The sequence below is a fragment of the Martelella mediterranea genome (genome assembly GCF_004342225.1).
In the GTDB taxonomy this organism is placed as follows: domain Bacteria; phylum Pseudomonadota; class Alphaproteobacteria; order Rhizobiales; family Rhizobiaceae; genus Martelella; species Martelella mediterranea_B.
This window is the reverse complement of the sequence record NZ_SMAR01000013.1, coordinates 1-23,046: the sequence shown is the minus strand read 5'-3', so window position 1 is coordinate 23,046 and position 23,046 is coordinate 1. Positions and strand designations below refer to the sequence as shown.

Genomic DNA, 23,046 nt, shown 5'->3' with positions numbered 1-23,046 from the left:
TCATTCTTCCTTGAAAACAAAGGCCACACCCTGACCTGACGCGGGCGAAACGCTTACGCCGTTTTCAAGGGTGGAATAAGGCAGGTCATTGTGCTGGAGGATATCCTTCACGTTTAAAAGATCAGGGGCAGCAAATACGACGCCACTTGCAAAAAGCCCTCGCTGAGAAGCAACGGCATCAACCCCGTAAGCCTGCTTCAGATGATCCGGCGTATAAACCGACAGCCGCGAAGAGCCCACTTCGACCGAAAACCCATGCGGGTGGATATCAATATCGTGGCTGTTCGAAAGCACCTGAAGCAATGGCTCGAATTCCATGGGATCCTCTTCAGTCAGCAACACTTCAGCAATGCCTGTAACACCGTTCGCATGTGCCAGAAGTGAGGCTGCCGGAGAAAGCGGCGTCAGCCTCTCACAAACAAAGAAGAAGATATCCGGCGCACGCAGATCCGCAGCGAAAGCCAGCTTAAAGCCAGCAGTCGTTTTCGTTCCGTCGTCCAGCTCGAAGGGCCGTGAAAACTCAAACAGGTCATTTTCAACAATACCGGCTTTCGAAAAGGCGGCATGATCGGCTTCTGCATCTTCGGCCTTAAAGACGACGGCTGACAGGCCATCTTCGCCTACGCGAAACCGATAGGCTCGGTCACGGCGAACGAATTCGGTCCGCTCGGCGATCTTCGCTTCATAGGTCCGCAAATCCCTGATCGCCAGTGGCTCCAGATAGGTCGAGTCTGAAAAATAGACACAGGCATTGCCCGTGCCAAAGGGGTGACTGGCATCCGGTGCAACTGTAAAGCCGAGAGAGACAAGCCGCAGCCTCGACGTCGCAAGATCAACGACCGGCAAGACAAGATGATCGAGAGACCGCGCTGTGCGGGACGAAAGAGACATGGACTCCTCCTTTGCTCACTCACTGATGGCATGAAAGCGTATCAGCGATCAAGGCGCTCTGCCTAAAGCACGATATGACCATCACCACACGTAGCGAAGCTTGGCAGAAGCAATCAGAGCCGCATAACCATCCGCCCACTCCCCATAGGCATTAAAGGAGAGATCAGTCTGCGTCGAAAGCTGGACACGGGCACCGACATTGGCTGAGACAGCACTGCCCGTGGGGGCGTTGCTGGTGATATTGAAACCATATCCCGGCAGAGAGACGAACTGTGCATTTGTATCGCGATCAGGCCCATAGCGGTAAACGTAGGCAACACGACCGTTCAAAGAGAAGCGTCGGGCAGCATTTCCGGCAGCGGTATCGAACCCAATACCAGCCTCTACCGTGCCTCTGAACATATCATTATCCGAGTAGGTCAAAGCGGACTGACCGGAACCTGACAGCACCTCCTCCCGATACCCAGGAACACTGGAATAAACAGCACTGGCTGCGGCGAAGGGAATAAGTGCCACACCATCATTTACAATACGGCCACCGGCTTCCAAGCGCCCGCCAACCGTCGTGGCCGAAAATGAACCGCGCAACCGATCCGTGACACCGGAAAAACTGACCGTTCGCTCTGTCTCTATGCGATCAACGCCGACGCCCAGCGAAGCCGTGCCGTAAAGACCTGCTTTTGTTTGACCGGCAGCACTGACAGCAGCCCGGAAACTGCTGTCGTCAGCCGTTCCGTCCTGATCCGTCTGATCATAGCGCGTTGAACCTCCGCCCATGACCAGTCCGAGAGAGGTCGTATCATCAATGGCGGCAAGATAGCCGCCTTCGACGGTGTTACCCGACAGATCTGCACCCGAATTCCCGACGGCATAGTCAGTATCGATACTGCCGCTTTGTCCGTTATATTCCAGCCAGATCGCATTATCAGGGTTAAAGGGGCCATAAGCCCGCGCACGGCTGGAGGCCATCCAGTCCCAGCGCGCCTGCCCTGCGCCGAGTGCTGAACCATAGCCGCCATCATTGCCAACCGACCAGTATGCAAGAGCGGGGGACGGCGCATTACCTTCCTCATCTTCATTTTTCTCGATGGAGCGCCAGCCGGCAAGCAATCTTGACGGATTGGAGGAGCGCCGCAGAAAATCCTGCATTCCAAGCGTCGCAACCACTGCGCCATTCACGCCAAGTTCACCGCCAAGTGTGGTCATTGCATTTTCATAGCCCACGCCGCTCAAGAGCATTGCAGCCGAAAGTGTTCCTTTCAAAGGCTCTCCATCATTAAAGGCTCTGACCAGCTGGGAATTCACGCTCCTTCCAAGCTCGGAAAACCGATAATCGCCTCCGACATAAGCAAGCCCCAGTGAAAGTGTTTTACCATCATCGTCAAAGGTACCGCGAAAATGGGGAGGAAGCGCATCCGCTGATGCTTCATATGTGCCCGTTATTGATCCTGCAGAAAGCAGATTATAATTTTGCTGAAGCGCGCCACCCGGCACGAAGGCGAGATCGACAACGGTGTCATCAAAGCGAACATCACCTGTGACACTGGTCGTTTCGAAATTCTCGGTGATCAGTGCGCGATAAGTTGCGTCCCGATCGAATGAAAGGTCACCATCCACAGCAAGCGCACCATTGCGATCTCCCGACTGGAAAATGCCGCCCGTCGCGACATCGGTTGTGCCGATTGTTCCCGAACCGCCAATCAACGCGCCTGATGCAACGCTGACGGAGGTCTTTCGAAGATCACCATCGACCAGAAGCTGACCATGATTAACCTGCGCTGGGCCGGAAAATTCGGCGCTGTCTGCACTCAGCCGCACCGCACCCTGGCCGTCCTGAATGAGCGTGCCGCTACCGCTGAATGTGCCCCTGAAATCCAGTTCATCTGCGCGATCGAAAGCAAGGCGCCCATCACTTGAAAGTTCAATGTCTCCGTTGAGGCTTCCGTTTTCACCGCCGTCCCCGAGACGCAGCTCAGCACCTGCGAGAATGCGCGTCGAGCCGGAATTATTATTGTCTGCGGTGAGGATTGTTGTTCCGCTTTCCACGCTGATTTCGACGGGACCGTTTATCTGCGGTTCGAACAGATAGTCGCCGTCGGTATGGTTAAACACCAATCGGCCATCACCGGAGCCGAAAGATATCTGAGCCACATCCAGTGTCCCTGCAGAAGAAGGCGTTGCCCCTGATCCGGCACCAATGTTCAAAGACCCTGCTGAACCTTGAGAACTGGCGACCCGAATGGATGATGCCGAGACAGTGCCACCGCCCGAAAGTGTCAACGCGCCCCGCCCTTTGTCAGCCACGATAAGATCGCCATTGACGGTCCATGTGCCACCAGCAATGCTTGCGATGCCCACCGAGCCGGCTCCTGCACCGATCACACTTCTGGTACCTTTAACTGAGCCACCATCTTCAATGACGAGCAATCCGTATCCGCTTTGGCCGATGGTCATATCGCCGGAAAGCTGAAACGAGGATCCGGCACCTCCGACAGTGACAGACCCCTCGCCTGAGGCATTCTGACCTATGATTGTCGTCGACGAAGTCGCAACCGCCCCGTCGGTGACAGAAAGCGTAGCCTGGCCTGAACCCCCAACGGTTGTCGTGGCCTGGTTCGTCCACCGGGCGCCGCTGGAAACGGCCATTTCTCCGACACTTCCGGCATTCTGACCGATCACCGTATCCTTGGTTTCAAGACTTGCACCGTCTGAAATGGTGACTTCACCTTCACCGGATGCGCCGGAGGTCAAACCGTTGGTCACGGTCAGTTCGCTGTCCGCACCTGAAACTGTGATCGCACCATCGCCGGTCTGGTTCACGCCGACCACAGCATTGTCGATGGCCACTTTCCCGCCGCCGGTAACAGCCAGTTCGCCTCTGCCGGAAACGCCCGATCGCAATCCTGCGGAAACAGTCAGCTTCGAACTGTTGTCAACATTGATCACACCGTCACTGTTTTCGACATTTCCGATCAGAACGTTGCTGGCGGTCATCTCAGCCCCGTCCCGCACCGACAGAGCACCAAACCCTCCGGTGCCCTCACCAGTGATATCACCGCCAATGGAGACCGAATTGTAGACGGTCCACCGGGACGACGCACCGCTGACTTCTGCGTTATTCAAAACCGATGTGTTGTTTTTTCCGATACTTACGGAGCCGCTGACGATCTGCGCTCCATCACGGGCAGACACGTCACCGCGCCCGGAAAGCCCGATATAAAGATCGCCATATCCGTTCCACTCCGAACCTGCGCCGGTTAATTCAACAGTGCCACTCGACCCGACTTCAGACCCGAGAACACTGAGGTTTGATTCGATCTTGCCGCCATCGGACACCGTAATACGGCCAGTGCCTTCATCTCCGATACGCAGACCATTGCCTGACGCCGAAGACGTCCTGAGAAGCGAACCTGCCCCGCTTATCGTCACGGTGCCGACAGAGCCTGAAGCCTGACCGATTGTAATCGCATTGGTTGAAAACGCGCGCGCACCAGCTGAAAGTTCCAGCAAACCGGAACCTTCGCCGCCGACCACCAGATAGTCGTTGGAGTTGAAATACGCAGCCGCTCCCGTCAGCGACAAACTACCCGAACCGGCTGCATTTTTGCCGAATATCGCACGATCAACTGTGACGGCTCCCTCGGCTGTCATCGCGCCAGCGGAAGAATCGCCAATAATGAATGTACCGAGCTGTTCCGTTCCACTGCCTGCCGGTATAGCCGGATCATTTGCAGCAGCACCAATGGTAACATTATCACCGTTGCCCGGAGTATCGGTGGCTGGCGCACCGCCCTCGTTCCAGTTTCCGGATTGATACCATTCATCGGAAACAGCACCCGTCCAGTCGAAATCGGCAGAAACCGCGGCGCCGGATATAAAAACAGACAGAGCCGAGGAACACAGTAAAAGCTTTCTACGAAGCGTTGATTGCCTGTGAATACGCATAACTCTCTGTCCATCCTGAATTTCACGCAGCCAGAATGAGCTCTATGCTGACTGCACCACCGTCAGCTTTCTAGCCCGAATAGCCTTAACAATGGGTTGAGAATCGGGGCTGAAGCATCACTCTTTCCTTTGTGACCAGATGCCCGATTCGTGCCCTCCAGGCGGCTCCGGATTGCCAACCATTCAGAACTTCGAAACAGTCGGCCATTCCTTCAAAGCCCCAAAGTCCGTTGCTCCAACAAGCACTTTCCGAACGAGAGACATTCCGGTCTCTTCAATTCCGGTTCATCTTGGTCTAAGAAGCGACGATTAAACCGACGGTCCCGCAAACAGGATTTGCTGAATAATGCTCGAAACACTGCGGAAAGGCGCCCAGACCTGGGTCGCAAAACTCCTGATCATCCTCCTCATTATTTCCTTTGGTGTTTGGGGAGCCTCAAGCGCACTGCTTTCAGGCAATTCAGATGTTGTTGTCCAGGTTGGAAACCAGTCGGTCGACGTCAATGAGTTCCGGCTTGCCTATCAGCGCCAACTGAACAACCTGAATCAGCAGTATGGGCAGCGTCTGACCTCTGAGCAGGCGCGCATGCTGGGCGTTGACCAGCAGGTTTACGCACAGCTTGTTGCTGGCGCTGCACTGGATCAGCTCGCTGACAACATGAACCTCGGTCTTTCCGAAAAGCGGCTGGCTTCACTCATTGCGCAGGATCCGGCATTCCAGAATGCCAACGGTCAGTTCGATCGCCAGCGCTTCAGTTCGCTTCTGCGAAGTGTGGGCATGAATGAAGATGATTATGTTGCAGAGCGCAGCAAGGTGGCCGTTCGCGGCCAGATTGTCGATGGTCTTGCAGACGGATTCGATGCCCCTAAAACACTGACGGATGCCATTCGCGAATACAGAAACCAGACCCGGACCGCCGATTATATCGAACTGACCAACGCGTTTATCGACCCGATCAAAACGCCCAGCGATGATGTTCTGAAGCCCTGGTTTGAAAAACGCCAGGCCGCTTACCGCGCTCCGGAATACCGGACGATCGAATATGTCGCTCTGCGCCCGGCAGATATTGCCGACCCGGATTCAGTCACGGATGAGGCCGTTCAGCAGGATTATGAAGCGCGTCAGGCCTCTTATACAACGCCGGAAACCCGCTCGATCCAGCAACTGACCTTTGCAGACCAGGCAGCCGCCGAACAGGCAGCCCAGCAGCTTGCAGATGGCGAAAAGACATTTGATCAACTCGTAACCGAGAGCGGCAAGACAATCGCTGACGTTTCGCTCGGAACGTATGAGAAAGGCGACTTTCCGGACAGCAACATTGATGAGGCTGCTTTCGCAATTACGGAAGAAAACGGAACAAGCGGCGTCGTTCAGGGAAATTTCGGGCCCGTCATTCTGCGCGTGCCCCAGATTACGCCAGAGGCCGTCACACCGCTTTCGGAAGTGGAGGACACAATCCGGCAGGCGCTGGCGCAGCAGCAGGCCGCAAACGACATCCTTAATGTTGAAGACCAGTATGACGATCTGCGCGCTGGTGGCTCAACGATGGAAGAGGCTGCAAAAAGCCTCGGGCTTACACCTCAGACCATCCAGTCTGTCGCCGCCAACGGGACTGATGAGGGCGGTAATCCGGTTGAAGATATTCCTCTGGGCACTGAGCTGATTACATCGGCTTTCGATTCAGACGTCGATGTCGAAAACCTGCCTCTTACTCTGAGCAATGGTGGCGTCGTCTGGTACGAGGTCAAAGCGATCACACCAGCGCGGGACCGGACCTTTGAAGAAGTGCGCAGCCAGGTGGAAGCCGACTGGGCCGCAGAACAGCAAGCGAATGCTCTTGCCGCAAAGGCGGAAGAGTTCAGACAGCAGATCGAAGACGGCGCTTCACTGCAACAGCTCGCTGAAGATCTGGCAATTGATGTTCAGCAGACTCAGCCATTCACCCGCATGGCGCAAAACACCGCTCTTGGACCTCAAGGTGTTGCAGCCGCTTTCAGCGGCCCGCTCGGCACTGTCGCCACAGCGCCAAAGGATGGCGGCGACGAACAGATTGTTCTGAAAGTGACCTCAGTGAACAATGCCGGAGACAACGCCGTAGCCGCCAATGACAATCAGGCCGTAACAGCCATTGCATCATCTGCCGGTGACGATATTCTCGATGAGATGATCAAAAAGCTGCAGAGTGAATATGGCGTCTCAATCAACCAGACACTCGCACAGCAGGCGATCAATCTGCAGTAAACGAAAGTCATGAAATGTCCGCACTAAAACCCTTCATCGCCAAAATCGCCAATCGCGAGTCGCTTTCCAACACAGAAGCGCGTGCGGCATTCGATATATTGATGTCGGGTGAAGCGACCCCGTCCCAGATCGGCGGTTTTTTGATGGCGCTGCGGGTGAAGGGTGAGACGGTTGATGAAATCGTCGGAGCGGTAACCACAATGCGGGACAAGATGCTCCGCGTTAAGGCTCCGGAGGATGCCGTCGATATCGTCGGGACAGGCGGTGACGGCTCCGGAACCTATAATATTTCAACGCTGGCCGCTCTGATTGCCGCCGGTGCAGGGGTCACGGTTGCAAAGCATGGCAATCGTGCGCTCAGCTCCAAATCAGGCGCAGCTGACAGCCTCTCAGAACTTGGTGTTCAGCTTGAAATCGGTCCCGACATTATCGCGCGCTGCATTCAGGATGCCGGGATCGGCTTCATGTTCGCACAGACACATCATTCAGCCATGCGTCATGTCGGACCGACACGCGTGGAACTGGGAACGCGGACAATCTTCAACATTCTGGGTCCGCTTGCGAACCCTGCCGGTGTCAGGCGCCAGTTGCTCGGTGTTTACGCTCCGGAATGGCTGAGGCCGATTGCCGAAGTTCTGCGTGACCTTGAGGCGGAACACATCTGGGTCGTCCATGGTTGCGGGCTCGATGAAATCACGACAACCGGCGAGACACAGGTAGCAGAGCTTTCCGGGGGCCAGATCCGCGAATACACGCTGAAACCTGCAGATTTCGGTGTCGAGACGGTCGATATCAGCGCCCTGAAGGGTGGCGACGGCAAGGTCAATGCGGCAGCGCTGCGCGCTGTTCTGTCCGGCGAAAAAAATGCCTATCGCGATGTCGCTCTTTGTAATGCAGCAGCTGCATTGATGATTGCCGGCAAAGGCGAAACGCTTTCTGGCGCGATGCAACTGGCCACAGATGCTCTGGACAGCGGCAAGGCCGCCCTCGCCCTGGATCGCCTGATTGCGGTTTCAAATGAAGGACAGGTCGCAGCTGATGACTGACATTCTCAAGAAGATTGAAGCCTACAAGCGTGAAGAAATCGCGGCAGCCAAACTTGAAACGCCTCTGCAAGACCTGAAGGCGATGATCAGCGATCAGATGCCACCGCGCGGTTTTCTTAATGCATTGCGCACAAAGAAAGAGAATGGCGACTTCGGACTGATTGCCGAAATCAAGAAAGCCAGTCCGTCGAAAGGTCTGATACGTCCAGACTTTGACCCACCTGCTTTTGCAAAGGCTTATGAGCAGGGAGGAGCGGCCTGCCTCTCCGTCCTGACCGACACACCGAGCTTTCAGGGCGCGCCTGAGTTCCTGTCTGCCGCACGTAATGCCTGTTCGCTTCCGGCATTGCGCAAAGATTTCATGTTTGAGGAATACCAGATCTATGAGGCCCGGGCCTGGGGTGCTGATTGCATTCTCATCATCATGGCCAGCCTTTCGGACGATGAAGCCAGACGGCTTCAGGATAAAGCCTTTGAACTTGGTATGGACGCTCTTGTTGAAGTGCACGACGCAGAAGAATGTGCTCGCGCTCTGAAACTGTCGTCACCGCTGATCGGCATTAACAATCGCAATCTTCGCAATTTTGAAGTTTCACTTGAGACAAGCGAACGCCTCTCGGGCATGATTGGTGACGACCGCCTGATCGTCGGAGAAAGCGGTATTTTCGTTCACGATGATTGCCTTCGCCTTTCCAAGAGCGGAATTTCGACTTTTCTGGTCGGCGAAAGCCTGATGCGCAAGGGCGATATCGCCGCGGCAACACGGGAGTTGCTGACCGGAAGGCAGGCGAAAGACGCAGCCGAATGAGCACACAGCACTCTGACGGACTAACGCATATTTCCTCCAGTGGTGAAGCCCGCATGGTCGATGTCGGCGCCAAGGACGAAACACAGCGCTCGGCAACGGCTGAAGGTTGCGTGGTCATGAAGAAAGAGACGCTTGATCTTATTCAGGCTGGCAACGCCAAAAAAGGTGATGTGATTGCCACGGCCCGGCTGGCTGGAATCATGGGCGCGAAGCAGACCGCCAATCTTATTCCGCTTTGCCATCCACTGATGCTGACGAAGATTTCGGTCGATATTTCTGCCGATGACGAGCTGCCAGGGCTGCGGGTCATAGCAACGGCATCACTCAGCGGCCGCACCGGCGTTGAAATGGAGGCACTGACGGCCGTCTCGGTCGCGTGCCTTACAATTTACGATATGGCGAAAGCTGCTGACCGGGAAATGGAGATCGGCGCCATCCATCTCGTCAAGAAATCGGGCGGCGTAAGCGGCGATTACGTGCGGAAATAGGAATTGATATGGCACTGTCTCTGCTACAAGTCGGCGAAGCAAAAGAACGCATTTCTGCTGCTCACAAACCCATCTCAGAAACAGAAAATTTAAATTTAAATCAGCTACTTGGTCGCATTATTTCACGTGATATATTATCCCGTGTCACGCAGCCTCCTTTTGATGCATCGGCTATGGATGGGTACGCCATTCATGAGCGGGACTGCGGAAAAGAAGGCATTTCGCTTGAAGTCATCGGTGAAGTATCAGCCGGACAAGTCGCCGGTCAGACGATTACCGCAGGACAGGCGCTTCGGATCTTTACCGGAGCGCCAGTTCCCGATGGGGCCTCCGCTGTTATTATTCAGGAAAACACCGAACAGATCGACGGTCGTCATATCCGCATAACGTCCGCAGCTTCTGAAGGCGCCAATATCCGGCGCAGCGGGCAGGACTTTTCAAACGGCCAGCCCCTCCTCAAAGCTGGAACCCAGCTGAATGCGAGGTCATTATCTCTGGCCGCAGCGGCAGGACATGGGACGCTTGATGTGTACCGCCGCCCACGCATTGCCATTCTCGCGACCGGCAACGAACTGGTGCCGCTTGGTACACTGCCGGGTCCGGGCCAGATTTCAGCCTCCGGAGGGATTGCTATTGCCGCGCTTGCTCAAGAGAACGGGGCAGAAATCATCGATCTGGGGATCGCGCGAGACACAAGGGCCGAAATCCAGGATTCCGTTAAACGCGCCATAGCTGAAAAAGCAGACGTGCTGCTGACAATCGGCGGCGCATCTGTCGGCGACCATGATTTGATTCGTCCGGTTCTGGGCGGTATGGGCATGGAGCTGGACTTCTGGAAAGTCGCCATGCGTCCGGGCAAGCCCCTGATGGTTGGCAGGTTGGGTGAAATGCTGGTTCTTGGGTTGCCCGGCAATCCGGTTTCAAGCTTTGTATGTGCTCTGCTTTTTGCTGAGCCGCTTCTCAGAAAGCTTGGGCATTTACCCCCGCGCAACCGGGAAGCTTCAGTTCTACTGGAGGAAAGCATGCCAACCAACGGGCCACGCCAGCATTTCATGCGCGGCGTTTTCACGGATGTTTCGCAGACCAGTGTTCGCGCTCTGAGCAGTCAGGATTCTTCACTGCTGCAGGCTTTGACACAGGCAGATTGCCTGATTGTGCGACCTTCATACGCCTCCGAGGCCAAAGCTGGCGACAGCGTGCAGATCATTCGCCTCGCCTGAGCCGCGGGGCCTTAAGCGTCATCCCCACCCTGCATGCAGACTGACGTCTGGCTTCATAAGCCTGCAATTCCACTCGTTATTCAACGTCAACCTGTTGGCTGGCAGCTTGCATGAGTGCATGCATTTTCATGCGAAGCGCTTCTTCCTCGATGGAAATTCCTGCGTGCTCGAAATCACGCATCAGCTTTCGCAACACATCTTCCTCACCGGCTTTCGAAAAATCCGCAGCAATAACTTCGGAGGCAAAGACATCTTCGTCCTCGCGTCCGAGAAGATCAGCCGCCCAGGCTGCCAGCATTCTGTTCCGCCGCGCCACAGTCCTGAAGCGCGCTGCCTCTTGCCGCACGAAAGCCGCTTCAAATGCTTTCTCACGGTCGGAAAAGCTGAGTGATGCCATCGATGCCTCCTCCTAAGCATGAAATTTGCAAAGAATTTTGAGGCCAGAATTATCAAAAGCAAAGTACCTGGATTTCATTTCTTTAAATTTATTCGATTAAAATTTAATTGAGATATGGTGATTCTTGTTGGCAGACGCAAAATTGCTGTCTTTATCAGTGAAAACCCCAAAGGCTGATTGAGAAGTTCGCCCGTATTCGCTATGCGGTGATATAGTATGAGGCCGCGCACCCTTTTAAGGTGCCCCCATTTTATGAGTACAACAATGAATCGTCGCCGCCGCGTCTTCGAAGGCAAAGGCAAAATAATGTATGAGGGGCCGGAGCCCGGCACACTTATACAGTTTTTCAAAGATGATGCTTTTTCAGCTGACAGTGCTGCAACTGGTATCATTGACGGCAAGGGTGTGCTCAACAACCGGATCTCCGAATATGTTTTCGGCCATCTGAACACGATTGGCATACCGACACACTTCATCCGGCGTCTGAACATGCGCGAACAGCTCGTCCGTGAGGTCGAGATGATACCGCTGATCATCTCGGTTCGCAATGTTGCAGCCGGGTCACTGGCGCGCCGCCTGGGACTGGAAGAGGGCACGCCCCTGCCCCGTTCAATTGTTGAATTCTTCCTCAATGCTGAAGAGCTGGGCAATCCATTGGTGACAGAAGAACACATCACCGCCTTTGGCTGGGCAACGCCGCCGGAGCTAGATGACATCATGGCACTTGCCATCCGGATCAACGACTTTTTGACCGGCCTGTTTCTCGGCGCAGGCATTCAGCTTGTTGATTTCAAGATTGAATGCGGCAGGCTTTACGAAGGGGACATGATGCGCATCATCCTGGCCGATGAGATCTCACCTGATTCTTGTCGCCTCGCCGATCTATCGACACATGAACGGCTGGACCGGGATGCGTCTGCTGCAAACCCCGGCGACCTTTTCCGTGCTTACTCTGAAGTGGCCCGGAGACTTGGAATCATGAATGAAAACGAACCGGCGCGCGCTGCCGGACCGGTACTCGTGAAATAACGGAAGGACTGGATCAGTGATCAACGCACGCGTGATTGTGACTTTGAAGAATGGTGTTCTCGACCCGCAGGGAAAGGCGATTGAAGGTGCTCTTGCCGGGCTTGGCTTTGATGGCATTTCCGGTGCGCGGCAGGGTAAAGTTTTTGATCTGAAGCTTGATACCGATGATCATGAGAAAGCCAGAGCCGATGCAGCAGCTATGTGCGAAAAGCTTTTGGCGAACATGGTGATCGAAGACTATACAGTCGAGCTTTCCTAAGCGTTGCAGAAGGTAGCAGGAATTATGAAGACCGCTCTCATTCAGCTTCCCGGCCTGAACCGCGACCGCGATATGCAGGCCGCGATTTCTCTGATTTCAGGTGCTCCGCCTGTCACAGTCTGGCAGACAGAAACAGAGATACCGGATGTGGACCTGATTGTGATCCCCGGCGGCTTCTCTTACGGTGACTATCTGCGTTGCGGCGCGATCGCAGCACGCATGTCGGTGATGCGTGCGGTTGCTGAAAAGGCAGCGCAAGGCGTCAGGGTTATCGGCGTCTGCAATGGTTTTCAGATCCTTCTTGAAACAGGGCTCCTTCCCGGCGCGTTGATGCGCAACGCATCGCTGAAGTTCGTGTGTCGAGAAGTGCGCCTCAGCGTGACGAACAACCAGACCGCTTTCACGCGCGCTTATGGCGCTGGAGAAATTATCCGCTGCCCCGTCGCGCATCACGATGGCAATTATTTTGCCGATGCTGAGACACTGAGGCAGATCGAAGATAAAGGTCAGGTCGTCTTTCGATATGCCGATGGAACCAATCCGAATGGATCGGTCAATGACATAGCAGGACTGGTTAACGAAGCGGGTAACGTTCTTGGAATGATGCCGCATCCCGAAAACCTGATTGAACCAGCACATGGCGGAACTGACGGACGCCGATTGTTCGAAGCTGCTCTCAATCAGCTCGAAACTGCCTGAAAACTGAAAGCCTGTAATCAATTGTGCATCCGAATGGATGCATGGCGCTCTAAAATCCCGGTTGCCTCACGCAGCCGGGATTTTTTCATGTGATATTTACTTACGCAGGTTTATGCGCAAACTCTGATATAAAAAACCGAGTCGAGCACTCAGATCGCGTTCGGTTTACCTCGCAAACAGGCTCCAGGCATTTTTTCAATGGCAACAACAAAGTTCGCGATCATTCTGACGACACTCGCGCTCGCTGGATTCCCGGTGCTCCAAACCGCTTCTGCAGGTGAAAAACCGATACAAAGTGCAAAGCCGATCAACAACAGCCAGTACAAAGTGTTCGACGAAGTCCGGTTTGAAATTTCCACATCGATCCAGGTGGATGACGATCACGAAAATGGTGTGTTTCTGACCCCATCACTCTTTCTGGACCCTTTTGAGAGTCGCGGCCGGCAGGGACTGGACAAGCTTTTTCATCCGCGCTTTTTTCTGGCTGCGAATATAAGTACAGCCGGAGCTGCAAGCCAGTTGATGGCAGGCGCAAGCTGGAAGTTTCCGGTTTACCGCAAACTATTCCTCGACCTCGGATTTGGCGGTGCACTCAACAATGCCGAACGGACCGGTTCAACCGACAGCCCGAATGTCGGCTCCCACATACTGTTTCATGAATATGCCACCATAGGCTATTCCCTCAAAAACAATGGAACGTTACCGCAACGGTACGCCACTCCTCAAATGCCAATCTGGCAGAGAAAAATAGCGGCCTGACCTATACCGGCATCGGCATCGGCATTGGACATGCGTTCTGAAGCCCCTCGTTCTATTCCATAGCAAAAAGCCGGGACAGTGCCCCGGCTTTTTACATCTGATCTGATAACTGCCCTCTTAAGAACTTGCCTCAGACTTACGGCCTTTCTTTCCGCCTGCAGGCTTTTTACCTGTCTTACCAGCAGCCTTGGGCGCGTCCGATTTCAGCTCTGACTCTTTCACCGGCGTTGAATCCGGGATCGCTTCAAGCGTCAGCTCAGCTTTACCCTCGTTTACGGTTTTGACACCGACGCGAACAACCCCGCCCTTACGCAGATCCCCGAAGAGTATCTCATTGGCGAGCGGCTTCTTGATGTGTTCCTGAATGACGCGACCCAGCGGACGCGCACCCATTTTCTCATCATATCCACGCTCAGAAAGCCAGGCGACCGCCTCATCAGACAATTCAAAGGTCACATTCCGTTCAGACAACTGAGACTCCAGCTGCATGACGAATTTCTGAACAACCTGATGGATGACTTCAGTTGGCAGCGGAGCAAACTGAATGATTGCATCAAGACGGTTGCGGAATTCCGGTGTAAAGGTGCTGTTGAGCGCCTCCTCAGCATCACCGGTCCGCCGCGAAGAACCGAACCCGATTGCCGATTTCGACATTTCAGCCGCACCGGCATTCGTCGTCATAATCAGGATAACATTGCGGAAGTCGATCTTCTTGCCGTTGTGATCCGTCAGCGTGCCATGATCCATCACCTGCAGCAGGATATTGTAGATATCGGGGTGCGCCTTTTCGATCTCATCCAGCAGAACCACGCAATGCGGATGCTGATCGACACCATCGGTCAGCAACCCACCCTGGTCGAAGCCGACATAACCGGGCGGTGCGCCAAGAAGCCGGGAAACCGTATGACGCTCACCATACTCCGACATATCAAAGCGTAGAAGTTCGACCCCCAGAGACGATGCAAGCTGCTTGGAGACCTCCGTCTTACCAACACCGGTCGGGCCGGAGAAGATATAAGAACCAATCGGCTTGTTTGGTTCACGCAAACCTGCACGAGACAGCTTGATCGCGGTCGCGAGCGCATCGATAGCCGCATCCTGCCCGTAAACAACCGAACGCAGTTCCTGTTCCAGATTGGCCAGAACCTGCTCATCATCCTTCGATACGGTTTTTGGCGGAATCCGGGCCATGGTCGCGATCGTGGCTTCGATCTCTTTCTCCGTGATCATCTTGCGGCGCCGGGATACCGGAACCAGCATCTGCGCAGCACCCGTTTCGTCGATCACATCGATGGCCTTGTCGGGCAACTTGCGGTCCGTGATGTAACGTGCCGAAAGCTCGACAGCCGCCTTGATGGCCTCATTGGTATAGCGCAGGTGATGATACTCTTCGAAATACGGCTTCAGGCCACGCATGATGTCGATGGCATCATCAACACTCGGTTCGTTGACGTCGATCTTCTGAAAACGGCGTACAAGCGCCCGGTCCTTTTCAAAGAACTGACGATATTCCTTATACGTGGTCGAGCCAATGCAGCGAATTGTGCCTGAAGACAGGGCAGGTTTCAGCAGGTTCGAAGCATCCATGGCGCCACCGGATGTTGCACCAGCGCCGATCACCGTATGGATCTCATCAATGAAAAGGACAGCGCCTTCATACTCTTCGAGTTCCTTGACGACCTGCTTCAGGCGCTCTTCGAAATCACCACGATAGCGGGTTCCGGCCAGAAGCGTACCCATGTCGAGCGAGAAAATCGTGGCATCCATCAACGCTTCAGGCACTTTGCCTTCAACGATGCGCTTGGCCAGGCCTTCTGCAATTGCTGTTTTCCCGACGCCGGGATCACCAACGTAGAGTGGATTATTTTTCGAGCGGCGGCACAAAACCTGAATCGTCCGATTGACCTCTGAATCGCGACCGATCAGAGGGTCGATCTTCCCATTCTGGGCCTTCTCATTCAGGTTCACACAATATGCCTTGAGGGCGTCCGGCTGCTTGCGGCTGCCATCTTCGGTTTCGCGCGGATTGATGTTTTCCGCATCTTCTGCATCGCCTGGCGCTCCGCGCGGCGAACGCGTTTCAGAGGCGCCGGGCCGCTTGCCGATCCCGTGCGAAATATAGTTCACAGCGTCGTAGCGCGTCATCTCCTGCTGCTGCAGGAAATAGGCGGCATGGCTCTCGCGCTCTGCGAAGATTGCGACGAGTACGTTTGCGCCGGTCACTTCTTCGCGGCCAGAGGACTGAACATGGATTACCGCGCGCTGAATCACCCGCTGGAAACCAGATGTCGGCTTGGAGTCTTCGTCATAACCGGTCACCAGATTGGCAAGCTCGGTATCGACATATTCGGTTACAGTTTTGCGCAGAACGTCGAGATCGACGTTGCAGGCCCCCATCACTGCGGCCGCGTCACTATCGTCGATCAGCGCCAGAAGCAGATGCTCCAGCGTTGCGTATTCGTGATGCCGGTCATTTGCATAGGTTAGAGCCTGATGCAGCGCCTTTTCAAGACTGGGAGAGAATGTTGGCACGATCAGATCCTCACTTCTTTTCCATGACACATTGCAATGGATGCTGATGTTGACGGGCAAAATCCATAACCTGGCTGACCTTGGTCTCAGCCACTTCATAGGTAAAAACACCGCACTCACCGACGCCATTATTATGAACGTTCAGCATGATGCGGGTTGCCGCCTCACGGTCCTTCTGGAAGAAACGTTCCAGTATATGGATCACAAACTCCATTGGTGTGTAGTCATCATTCAACAGGAGAACCCGGTATAAGCTGGGTTTCTTTGTCTTGGGCTTGGTGCGCGCGATCACCGCTGTCCCGCGGTTTGGATTATCCCCGTTCTTCGAGGGGTCGTTCTGCATCCGGATCGACATCGCGATCATTTCATTACTCCGTTGGTCCTTCCGCTCATCCGACGCGTCCATCAGGCCCTTTTGTTGGTACTCATATCTGTCTGTACCGAGTTCGTTTCAAGCTCCCTTCGACTAATGCAATCTTAATGCCGTTATTTAGGGCTTGTCATTAAGAAAATCGCAAAGCCCCCAGCCCGTTTAAAGTCAGACTTTCAAACACCGACGCCTGTCGTAAAAATCAAACAGCAAAAAGCGAACATTTTCGAACATTGTCATGATTTTCGATCGGCCGCAAAACAGATCAATCTTTAATATAAGAGCACGAAACGTTTCGCATCCAAATACGAAACGTTTCGTTCCGTCGTTCTGAAACAGATCCGCACCGGAGACCCTGTCCGGAACAAATCTGAGCGGTATTAAGATGAAAGGGCATCGAAGACGGCGTCCGTCGTTCCGGCTGCCAGTATGGCCTAGTGGAATGAATTTGACATTTGAATCCCGCCTGCCGCCAGCGATAGTTTCAAATGTCAAATTCGAAAATTCCACTAGAAACATAAACTTGGCTAGTGGTTCTTTTGATTCCGGCATTTGGATAAGCACGTGCGGAAAAGGGAACCAAATGCCGGAATCGAACCGCTAGCTGCAGTATGCCCGTCCGGAAGAACGCTGCTTCAAATCAAAGTGAAAGTGATCATCATGTTTTGGATAGCCCGGCCCAAGCACCGTACTGAAATAACCGCAGCTGCTGGCACGGATGGACTTCAGCAGCCCCCTCTCCCGAAATGCAAACAGCCCTTTCGGCGAGACGTCGATTTCGCGACCATTGTTGAGTCGGAAGCCACCGACATCAATGGCATTGCCAGTAGCATGCTCCGACCAATCGGTGTTGCGCTTGCCGTTATTCATGCGCCTGCAAGAGTAGCCACCCATCGTCTGAACGCTGTCGAGGCCCGTCAGATAGCGAACCCGCACCGCCGGCGCGACCTCATTCTGCACCCATTGCGCAAATGACAATGCTGTCTGACAATTCACAACGACCTCAGGCGAGACTTTCACATCCCCAGACAGCGACTGAACCTCAACGGGATAATCAATACCACAGTGCTTTCCGTTGGCGATCGCCGAAACTTCTGAGAATTTTACGCCCATATCACTGAGCTGGCTCCTGCACTGCCGCTCAGACAAAGGCATGACGCCCGGTATGCGTTTTTGCTTTCCTGTCGCACTGCCGCCAGTTCCACCGGGATCGACATGCGGCAGAAGCGAGGCTGTTTCGATCGGGTCGATACCCGGGTCAGAAGCACCGCCTTTGGCAACATCAGCACCTTGGCCACGCGCGGCAATCATAGCTTTTCCCGCAGAACCCGGACCGGCTTCACCAGAGGCGCCGGCCCCTTCTTCGGCAACGCCCAGCCAGCCGTCAATCGATGTGCCCGCGGTGTCAGGCTCCTGAAGCTTCTGTGTTTGGGCAATCACCTGCTCGATACTCTGAGAGGCTGGCTTCGAAGCATCGATTGCTGAGGCATCTTCTGATGCGTTCGCGACCTGCTGCCCGTTGGCCGGTTGTGCGTTGGCGCCAGTCGTGTTCTCCGCCGTGCGGGTGACGGGAGGCTGCGACTTGCTACTTGTATCCACGGAAAATGAGGTCATCAGACCGCCAATGGAACACCCGGACATGGCCAGGGAAAGAGCCGTTATTGAAGCCGCCGACCGCAGGAGCGAAGAAAACGCCATACTAGAAAACGCCCTGTTTGTTGAAACACCCCTTAAGTTTAATCAGACAAGGGTAAACAAATGCTTTTTTCAACGCCGAACAGGACCGCGCTCTGGTTGCATGGCTGCCGTGCAGCAAACTGAATTGCGGCCATCAAATCTGCGGCCTAATAAACGCTTTCTAGCGACAACACGGGAGAAAACGATGAACGCGAACGGCTCACCGAAGGGCGAACTCACAATGCGGACTGTTGCCATGCCGGCGAATGCGAACCCGGCAGGCGATATCTTCGGTGGCTGGGTGATGTCTCAGATGGACCTCGCAGCTTTTGTCGCAGCCTCCGAGCGCGCAGGGAACCGGACGGTGACTGCAGCTGTGAATTCCATGTCGTTTGCCAAACCGGTCAAGATTGGCGATACGCTTTGCGTCTATACGCATTTTGACCGCATTGGCCGCACATCCATGACCGTTGATGTGGAAGCATGGGTGCACCGCCATGATCGCCCAAAGCGCGAACTCGTCACCCAGGCGCAGTTCATCATGGTTGCGATGGATTCCAGCGGAAACCCGACGCCCGTGCCCCCGCAGCATTGACGGAAACACCGGAGCACGCTGCACCAATTGTTTTTTTCGGTTGAAACAAGGGGAAAACCAGCCCAGAACGGACCTCATACAAGAGGACCTTAACGCATGATCGAAATCGCATCAGAGACCCCAAAGCCGCCGCGTTTTTTTCTGCGCCGTTTCGCGGCTCTGATCGTCGATCTTCTCGCCTACTCTGTGCTGTTTACATTTCTTGTCGCAGCCCTCGCCCTCGCCCTCCCTTCCCTCAAACCGGGCCTGAGCAGTTCGTTCCTGTACTCGCGGACCTGCTCAGACGAAGGTGCCGGTCTTCCGGTTTTTGCCGAGATCGAGCGCTACTGGCCATCTTCAGAGGCCGTTTCTCTGCCACTGAAGCGACAACTCTGCACCGTTGACAGCTTCTTCCTGCCCCAAAAACGCATGGCAGTTGTCAGCGAAGAACGCGCCGGAGAAAATGAAGAAACGCTGAGGCGCTTCGTCTCTGTTCAGATTGATGAAAACAACCAGCCAATTTTTCCCTCCCCGCTGATTTCGCGGGGCGTCGCCACTGTTCAGCTTTTGCTACTGCCACTCGCATTTGGTATTTTTAGTGCACTTTTCGGTCGCACACCGGGAAAGCAGCTTCTTGGCCTCACAGCAACGCGCGAGCCGTATGAAAAACACCCGCTGCCACTCGAACCAACATCAGCGATCCTGCGCGAATATCTGAAATTCTGGCCGGTTTGGGTGAATGGCTGCTTCCAGTTTGCCATTGCGCTTCAGGCACCATCAATCACCTCGGTTGCAGGCGCAGTCTCCGCAATGGAAACCGCTGGCGCAGACCAGCGTATGCTTGTTCATATGCTTGTTCTGAACGCTGCAACACTGCTGGTTATCTTCGTCTGGTGGGTCTGGCCGTTTGCATTGTGGCGCGGACGCAGCCTTTATGATGCAATGATGCGCTGCTGGGTTGTACAACGCAGCTAAGTCCAGCACGCCAATTCCGTTCTTTTTATGTTCCGGACCACCTCTGCCCCTTTTCTTTTCAGATTAGAGGCTCCATATTCCGTTTCATGGCCAGATCATCGAAAAAATCCGACAAGAAACCGGGCTTTGAAGAAGCCCCGCAGGCACCGTTTCAGGGAGAACCCGTGGGGGACTCCATGAGCGACTGGCTCGAAAGCCTTGAGCGTGAAGCTGAGGCTGAAACAGTCGAATCGCAACGATCGCTGGCGTCTAAAGCCGGCAAGCATCGCAAAAAAGCGTCTGAACGTAAGGACGCTGAAGAGCGCGACACAGCCAAAACCGGTAAATCGAAGGCGACTGCGGCGCGGACATCGCGCGGCGTTTCCATCGGCGCTTCGTCGGATCCGAAAACCAGAGCAGCGGCCGGCCTTAATCCGGTTGCAGGGGTGGATGTTTCGCTTGAAGAGGCCAAAACCCTTGCCCCCGGAGGCGTCACGGCAACCGTTGACGCTCTTTCCAAGCTGATTGAAAGCGGCAATCCGCTGTTCAAGGACGGCAAGATATGGACACCACACCGGCCTGAACGCCCGGAGAAGTCCGAGGGCGGCGTGCCGATCAAGATGGTCACGGAATACGAGCCATCCGGCGACCAGCCCACGGCAATCAAAGATCTTGTGGAAGGCCTGAATACCGGTGAACGCTCTCAGGTCCTTCTTGGTGTCACGGGTTCCGGCAAAACCTTCACCATGGCCAAGGTGATTGAGGAAACGCAGCGTCCCGCCGTCATTCTGGCGCCGAACAAGACACTGGCGGCGCAGCTTTATTCGGAATTCAAGAACTTCTTTCCGGATAACGCGGTCGAATATTTCGTTTCCTACTATGACTATTATCAGCCGGAAGCCTATGTGCCGCGCTCGGACACGTATATTGAAAAAGAAAGCTCGATCAACGAGCAGATTGACCGTATGCGCCACGCTGCAACCCGCGCCATTCTCGAGCGTGATGACTGCATCATTATCGCTTCGGTCTCATGTATTTACGGTATCGGCTCGGTGGAGACCTATACCGCCATGACCTTCCAGATGGCGGTCGGCGATGTGCTGGACCAGCGCCAGCTTCTTGCCGACCTTGTCGCACAGCAATACAAGCGACGCGATATGGACTTCCAGCGCGGCTCGTTCCGGGTTCGCGGCGATACTATCGAGATCTTTCCGGCTCACCTTGAGGATGCCGCCTGGCGTATTTCAATGTTTGGTGACGAGATCGACTCCATCACCGAGTTTGATCCCCTCACCGGCCATAAAACCGGCGATCTCAAATCCGTTAAGATCTACGCCAACTCGCACTATGTAACGCCGCGGCCAACCCTGAATGGCGCCATAAAGGCAATCAAAGAAGAGTTAAAACAACGCCTGCAAGAACTTGAAAATGCAGGACGACTTCTGGAAGCGCAAAGACTGGAACAGCGCACACGCTTCGATATCGAGATGATGGAAGCAACCGGCGCCTGCCCCGGCATTGAAAACTATTCGCGCTATCTGACAGGCCGCAAACCCGGCGAACCACCGCCCACCCTGTTTGAGTACATTCCGGACGATGCGCTGATTTTCATCGATGAGAGCCATGTCACGATCCCGCAGATTGGTGGAATGTATCGCGGCGACTTCCGTCGCAAGGCCACGCTGGCCGAATATGGCTTCCGTTTGCCTTCTTGCATGGACAACCGACCGCTGCGATTTGAGGAATGGGATGCGATGCGACCCGACACGATTGCCGTTTCGGCAACACCGGGCGGCTGGGAAATGGATCAGTCAGGCGGCGTCTTCGCCGAACAGGTCATCCGCCCGACAGGCCTGATCGATCCTCCGGTTGAAGTGCGCCCAGCCAAAACGCAGGTCGACGATGTTCTGAGCGAGATTCGCGAGGTGACGGCCAAGGGCTACCGCACGCTGGTCACCGTTTTGACGAAACGCATGGCTGAAGACCTCACGGAGTATCTGCACGAACAAGGCATCCGTGTGCGCTACATGCACTCAGATGTAGATACGCTGGAACGCATCGAAATCATACGTGATCTGCGGCTTGGTGCATTCGACGTTCTCGTCGGTATCAACCTGCTGCGTGAAGGGCTCGATATTCCTGAATGCGGTTTTGTCGCAATCCTCGACGCAGACAAGGAAGGCTTTCTTCGCTCGGAAACGTCGCTCATACAGACCATTGGCCGCGCCGCACGTAATGTCGACGGTCAGGTCGTCCTTTATGCTGACCAGATTACCGGCTCAATGCAGCGCGCGATGGACGAAACATCCCGGCGCCGGGAAAAGCAGGTTGCTTACAATGAAGAACACGGCATCACACCTGCGTCTGTCAAAGCCAAGATTTCCGACATTCTCGACAGCGTTTATGAGAAAGACCATGTCCGCGCGGATATCGGCACGAAAGGCGGCAAAGGTTTTGCTGAAGACGGTCACCTTGTTGGCAACAATCTGCAAACGCATCTTGAAGCACTTGAAAAGCAGATGCGTGACGCAGCGGCTGATCTCGACTTCGAAACCGCTGCGCGGCTGCGTGATGAAATCAAACGACTGAAAGCGGCAGAGCTTGCAGGCATGGATGACAAGCTTGAACGGCAGGAGTCGAAAGACGCTGAAAACGCGACAAAAAGTGATGACAGCGGGCAGGCATCCTATTTCGCAAAACCGTCACTGGACGATATGGGACCGGGGACTGATATGGCCCGTCCAATGTTCAGAAAAAACACATTGGATGAGATGACCGTCGGGCGCACTGAAAAGCCGCTTGGCAATGATGCGAAGCCGATCAAACGTGGAAAGATTGGTGCCGGTTCCTACGAAGACCCGTCAGAAACCAAAAAACGCGGTCGCCGAAACAGCAAATCCGGAAAGCCCGGTTCCTGAGAGCGGATATGCACCCCTTTGACGCCTTGCCAGGCAGATGTGGTATGGGGCAGCAAATTCACCTCGCCATTGCATCTTTCGTCCGGCTACCGGTGGCTTAGAGCGTCAGGCGCGATGAATGAATCGTATGGGATTCCGTTTTTGTGTGATTTGTGATTCCTTGTGTCAAAGGAGATTTCCGATGACCCGAGCTCTTTCCGTTGACCTCCGCCGTCGTGTGACGGATGCAATCGCACAA

17 protein-coding genes and 1 pseudogene are annotated in these 23,046 nt (G+C 54.7%); 12 read left to right on the top strand and 6 right to left on the bottom strand.

The genetic code is table 11. The annotated features are described in order from the left end of the window. Both EDC90_RS10180 and EDC90_RS10175 read right to left on the bottom strand, forming a co-directional pair. Entirely contained in the window at nucleotides 1-891 is an 891-nt protein-coding gene (locus EDC90_RS10180; protein ID WP_132311162.1) for a VOC family protein, read from the bottom strand. Between the two features lie 81 nt (nucleotides 892-972). Further along, nucleotides 973-4,836 (bottom strand): autotransporter domain-containing protein, encoded by a 3,864-nt coding sequence (locus tag EDC90_RS10175; protein ID WP_132311160.1) that lies wholly within the window; start codon nucleotides 4,834-4,836, stop codon nucleotides 973-975. Nucleotides 4,837-5,182: 346 nt separating this feature from the next. On the opposite strand from EDC90_RS10175, the gene EDC90_RS10170 reads away from it, so the two are divergent. Genes EDC90_RS10170 through EDC90_RS10150 form a run of 5 tightly spaced genes read left to right on the top strand, consistent with a single transcriptional unit; the run spans nucleotide 5,183 to nucleotide 10,640 of the window. Further along, nucleotides 5,183-7,078 (top strand): peptidylprolyl isomerase, encoded by a 1,896-nt coding sequence (locus EDC90_RS10170; RefSeq protein WP_132311158.1) that lies wholly within the window; start codon nucleotides 5,183-5,185, stop codon nucleotides 7,076-7,078. 14 nt (nucleotides 7,079-7,092) lie between these two features. After that, nucleotides 7,093-8,124, top strand: coding sequence for an anthranilate phosphoribosyltransferase (gene trpD, locus EDC90_RS10165; RefSeq protein ID WP_132311156.1), 1,032 nt, complete (start codon nucleotides 7,093-7,095; stop codon nucleotides 8,122-8,124). Next, the gene (trpC, locus tag EDC90_RS10160) at nucleotides 8,117-8,932 is read left to right on the top strand and encodes an indole-3-glycerol phosphate synthase TrpC (protein WP_132311154.1); all 816 of its coding nucleotides are present in this window, start codon (nucleotides 8,117-8,119) and stop codon (nucleotides 8,930-8,932) included. The genes trpD and trpC overlap by 8 nt, the downstream gene beginning before the upstream one ends. Continuing rightward, entirely contained in the window at nucleotides 8,929-9,420 is a 492-nt protein-coding gene (gene moaC / locus EDC90_RS10155) for a cyclic pyranopterin monophosphate synthase MoaC (RefSeq protein ID WP_132311152.1), read from the top strand. The genes trpC and moaC overlap by 4 nt, the downstream gene beginning before the upstream one ends. A 14-nt stretch (nucleotides 9,421-9,434) precedes the next feature. After that, the gene (locus EDC90_RS10150) at nucleotides 9,435-10,640 is read left to right on the top strand and encodes a molybdopterin molybdotransferase MoeA (RefSeq protein ID WP_165972804.1); all 1,206 of its coding nucleotides are present in this window, start codon (nucleotides 9,435-9,437) and stop codon (nucleotides 10,638-10,640) included. 76 nt (nucleotides 10,641-10,716) lie between these two features. Here EDC90_RS10150 and EDC90_RS10145 read toward each other — a convergent pair whose 3' ends face one another. Beyond that, nucleotides 10,717-11,037 carry a DUF1476 domain-containing protein gene (locus tag EDC90_RS10145; RefSeq protein WP_132311148.1) on the bottom strand — a complete coding sequence of 107 codons (321 nt, stop codon included), beginning with the start codon at nucleotides 11,035-11,037 and terminating at the stop codon, nucleotides 10,717-10,719. 264 nt (nucleotides 11,038-11,301) lie between these two features. On the opposite strand from EDC90_RS10145, the gene EDC90_RS10140 reads away from it, so the two are divergent. The 4 genes and pseudogenes from EDC90_RS10140 (at nucleotide 11,302) to EDC90_RS10125 (ending at nucleotide 13,824) form a co-directional block, all read left to right on the top strand. Continuing rightward, nucleotides 11,302-12,066, top strand: a complete 765-nt coding sequence (locus EDC90_RS10140; protein WP_132311146.1) for a phosphoribosylaminoimidazolesuccinocarboxamide synthase — start codon at nucleotides 11,302-11,304, stop codon at nucleotides 12,064-12,066. Nucleotides 12,067-12,082: 16 nt separating this feature from the next. Beyond that, nucleotides 12,083-12,325, top strand: coding sequence for a phosphoribosylformylglycinamidine synthase subunit PurS (gene purS, locus EDC90_RS10135; RefSeq protein ID WP_132311144.1), 243 nt, complete (start codon nucleotides 12,083-12,085; stop codon nucleotides 12,323-12,325). Between the two features lie 24 nt (nucleotides 12,326-12,349). Beyond that, the gene (gene purQ, locus EDC90_RS10130; protein WP_132311142.1) at nucleotides 12,350-13,024 is read left to right on the top strand and encodes a phosphoribosylformylglycinamidine synthase subunit PurQ; all 675 of its coding nucleotides are present in this window, start codon (nucleotides 12,350-12,352) and stop codon (nucleotides 13,022-13,024) included. Between the two features lie 198 nt (nucleotides 13,025-13,222). Next, a pseudogene (locus tag EDC90_RS10125) lies at nucleotides 13,223-13,824 on the top strand (acyloxyacyl hydrolase). Nucleotides 13,825-13,900: 76 nt separating this feature from the next. Here the strand turns inward: EDC90_RS10125 and clpA are convergent. The 3 genes from clpA to EDC90_RS10105 all read right to left on the bottom strand — a co-directional run bounded on the left by clpA (nucleotide 13,901) and on the right by EDC90_RS10105 (nucleotide 18,299). After that, nucleotides 13,901-16,315 (bottom strand): ATP-dependent Clp protease ATP-binding subunit ClpA, encoded by a 2,415-nt coding sequence (gene clpA, locus EDC90_RS10115; RefSeq protein WP_132311138.1) that lies wholly within the window; start codon nucleotides 16,313-16,315, stop codon nucleotides 13,901-13,903. 10 nt (nucleotides 16,316-16,325) lie between these two features. Beyond that, complete coding sequence (gene clpS, locus EDC90_RS10110; RefSeq protein WP_132311136.1) at nucleotides 16,326-16,679, bottom strand: ATP-dependent Clp protease adapter ClpS; 354 nt, start codon at nucleotides 16,677-16,679, stop codon at nucleotides 16,326-16,328. Nucleotides 16,680-17,285: 606 nt separating this feature from the next. After that, nucleotides 17,286-18,299, bottom strand: coding sequence for an extensin-like domain-containing protein (locus EDC90_RS10105; RefSeq protein ID WP_165972801.1), 1,014 nt, complete (start codon nucleotides 18,297-18,299; stop codon nucleotides 17,286-17,288). A 268-nt stretch (nucleotides 18,300-18,567) separates the two neighbouring features. Between EDC90_RS10105 and EDC90_RS10100 the strand changes: the two genes are divergently transcribed. From EDC90_RS10100 to uvrB, 3 genes are all read left to right on the top strand, one after another. Beyond that, a complete protein-coding gene (locus tag EDC90_RS10100; protein ID WP_132311132.1) occupies nucleotides 18,568-18,957 on the top strand; it encodes an acyl-CoA thioesterase in 390 nt (129 codons plus the stop codon). Nucleotides 18,958-19,053: 96 nt separating this feature from the next. After that, a complete protein-coding gene (locus EDC90_RS10095; RefSeq protein ID WP_132311130.1) occupies nucleotides 19,054-19,911 on the top strand; it encodes an RDD family protein in 858 nt (285 codons plus the stop codon). Between the two features lie 86 nt (nucleotides 19,912-19,997). Then, nucleotides 19,998-22,808 (top strand): excinuclease ABC subunit UvrB, encoded by a 2,811-nt coding sequence (uvrB, locus tag EDC90_RS10090; RefSeq protein WP_132311128.1) that lies wholly within the window; start codon nucleotides 19,998-20,000, stop codon nucleotides 22,806-22,808. Nucleotides 22,809-23,046: the final 238 nt, after the last annotated feature.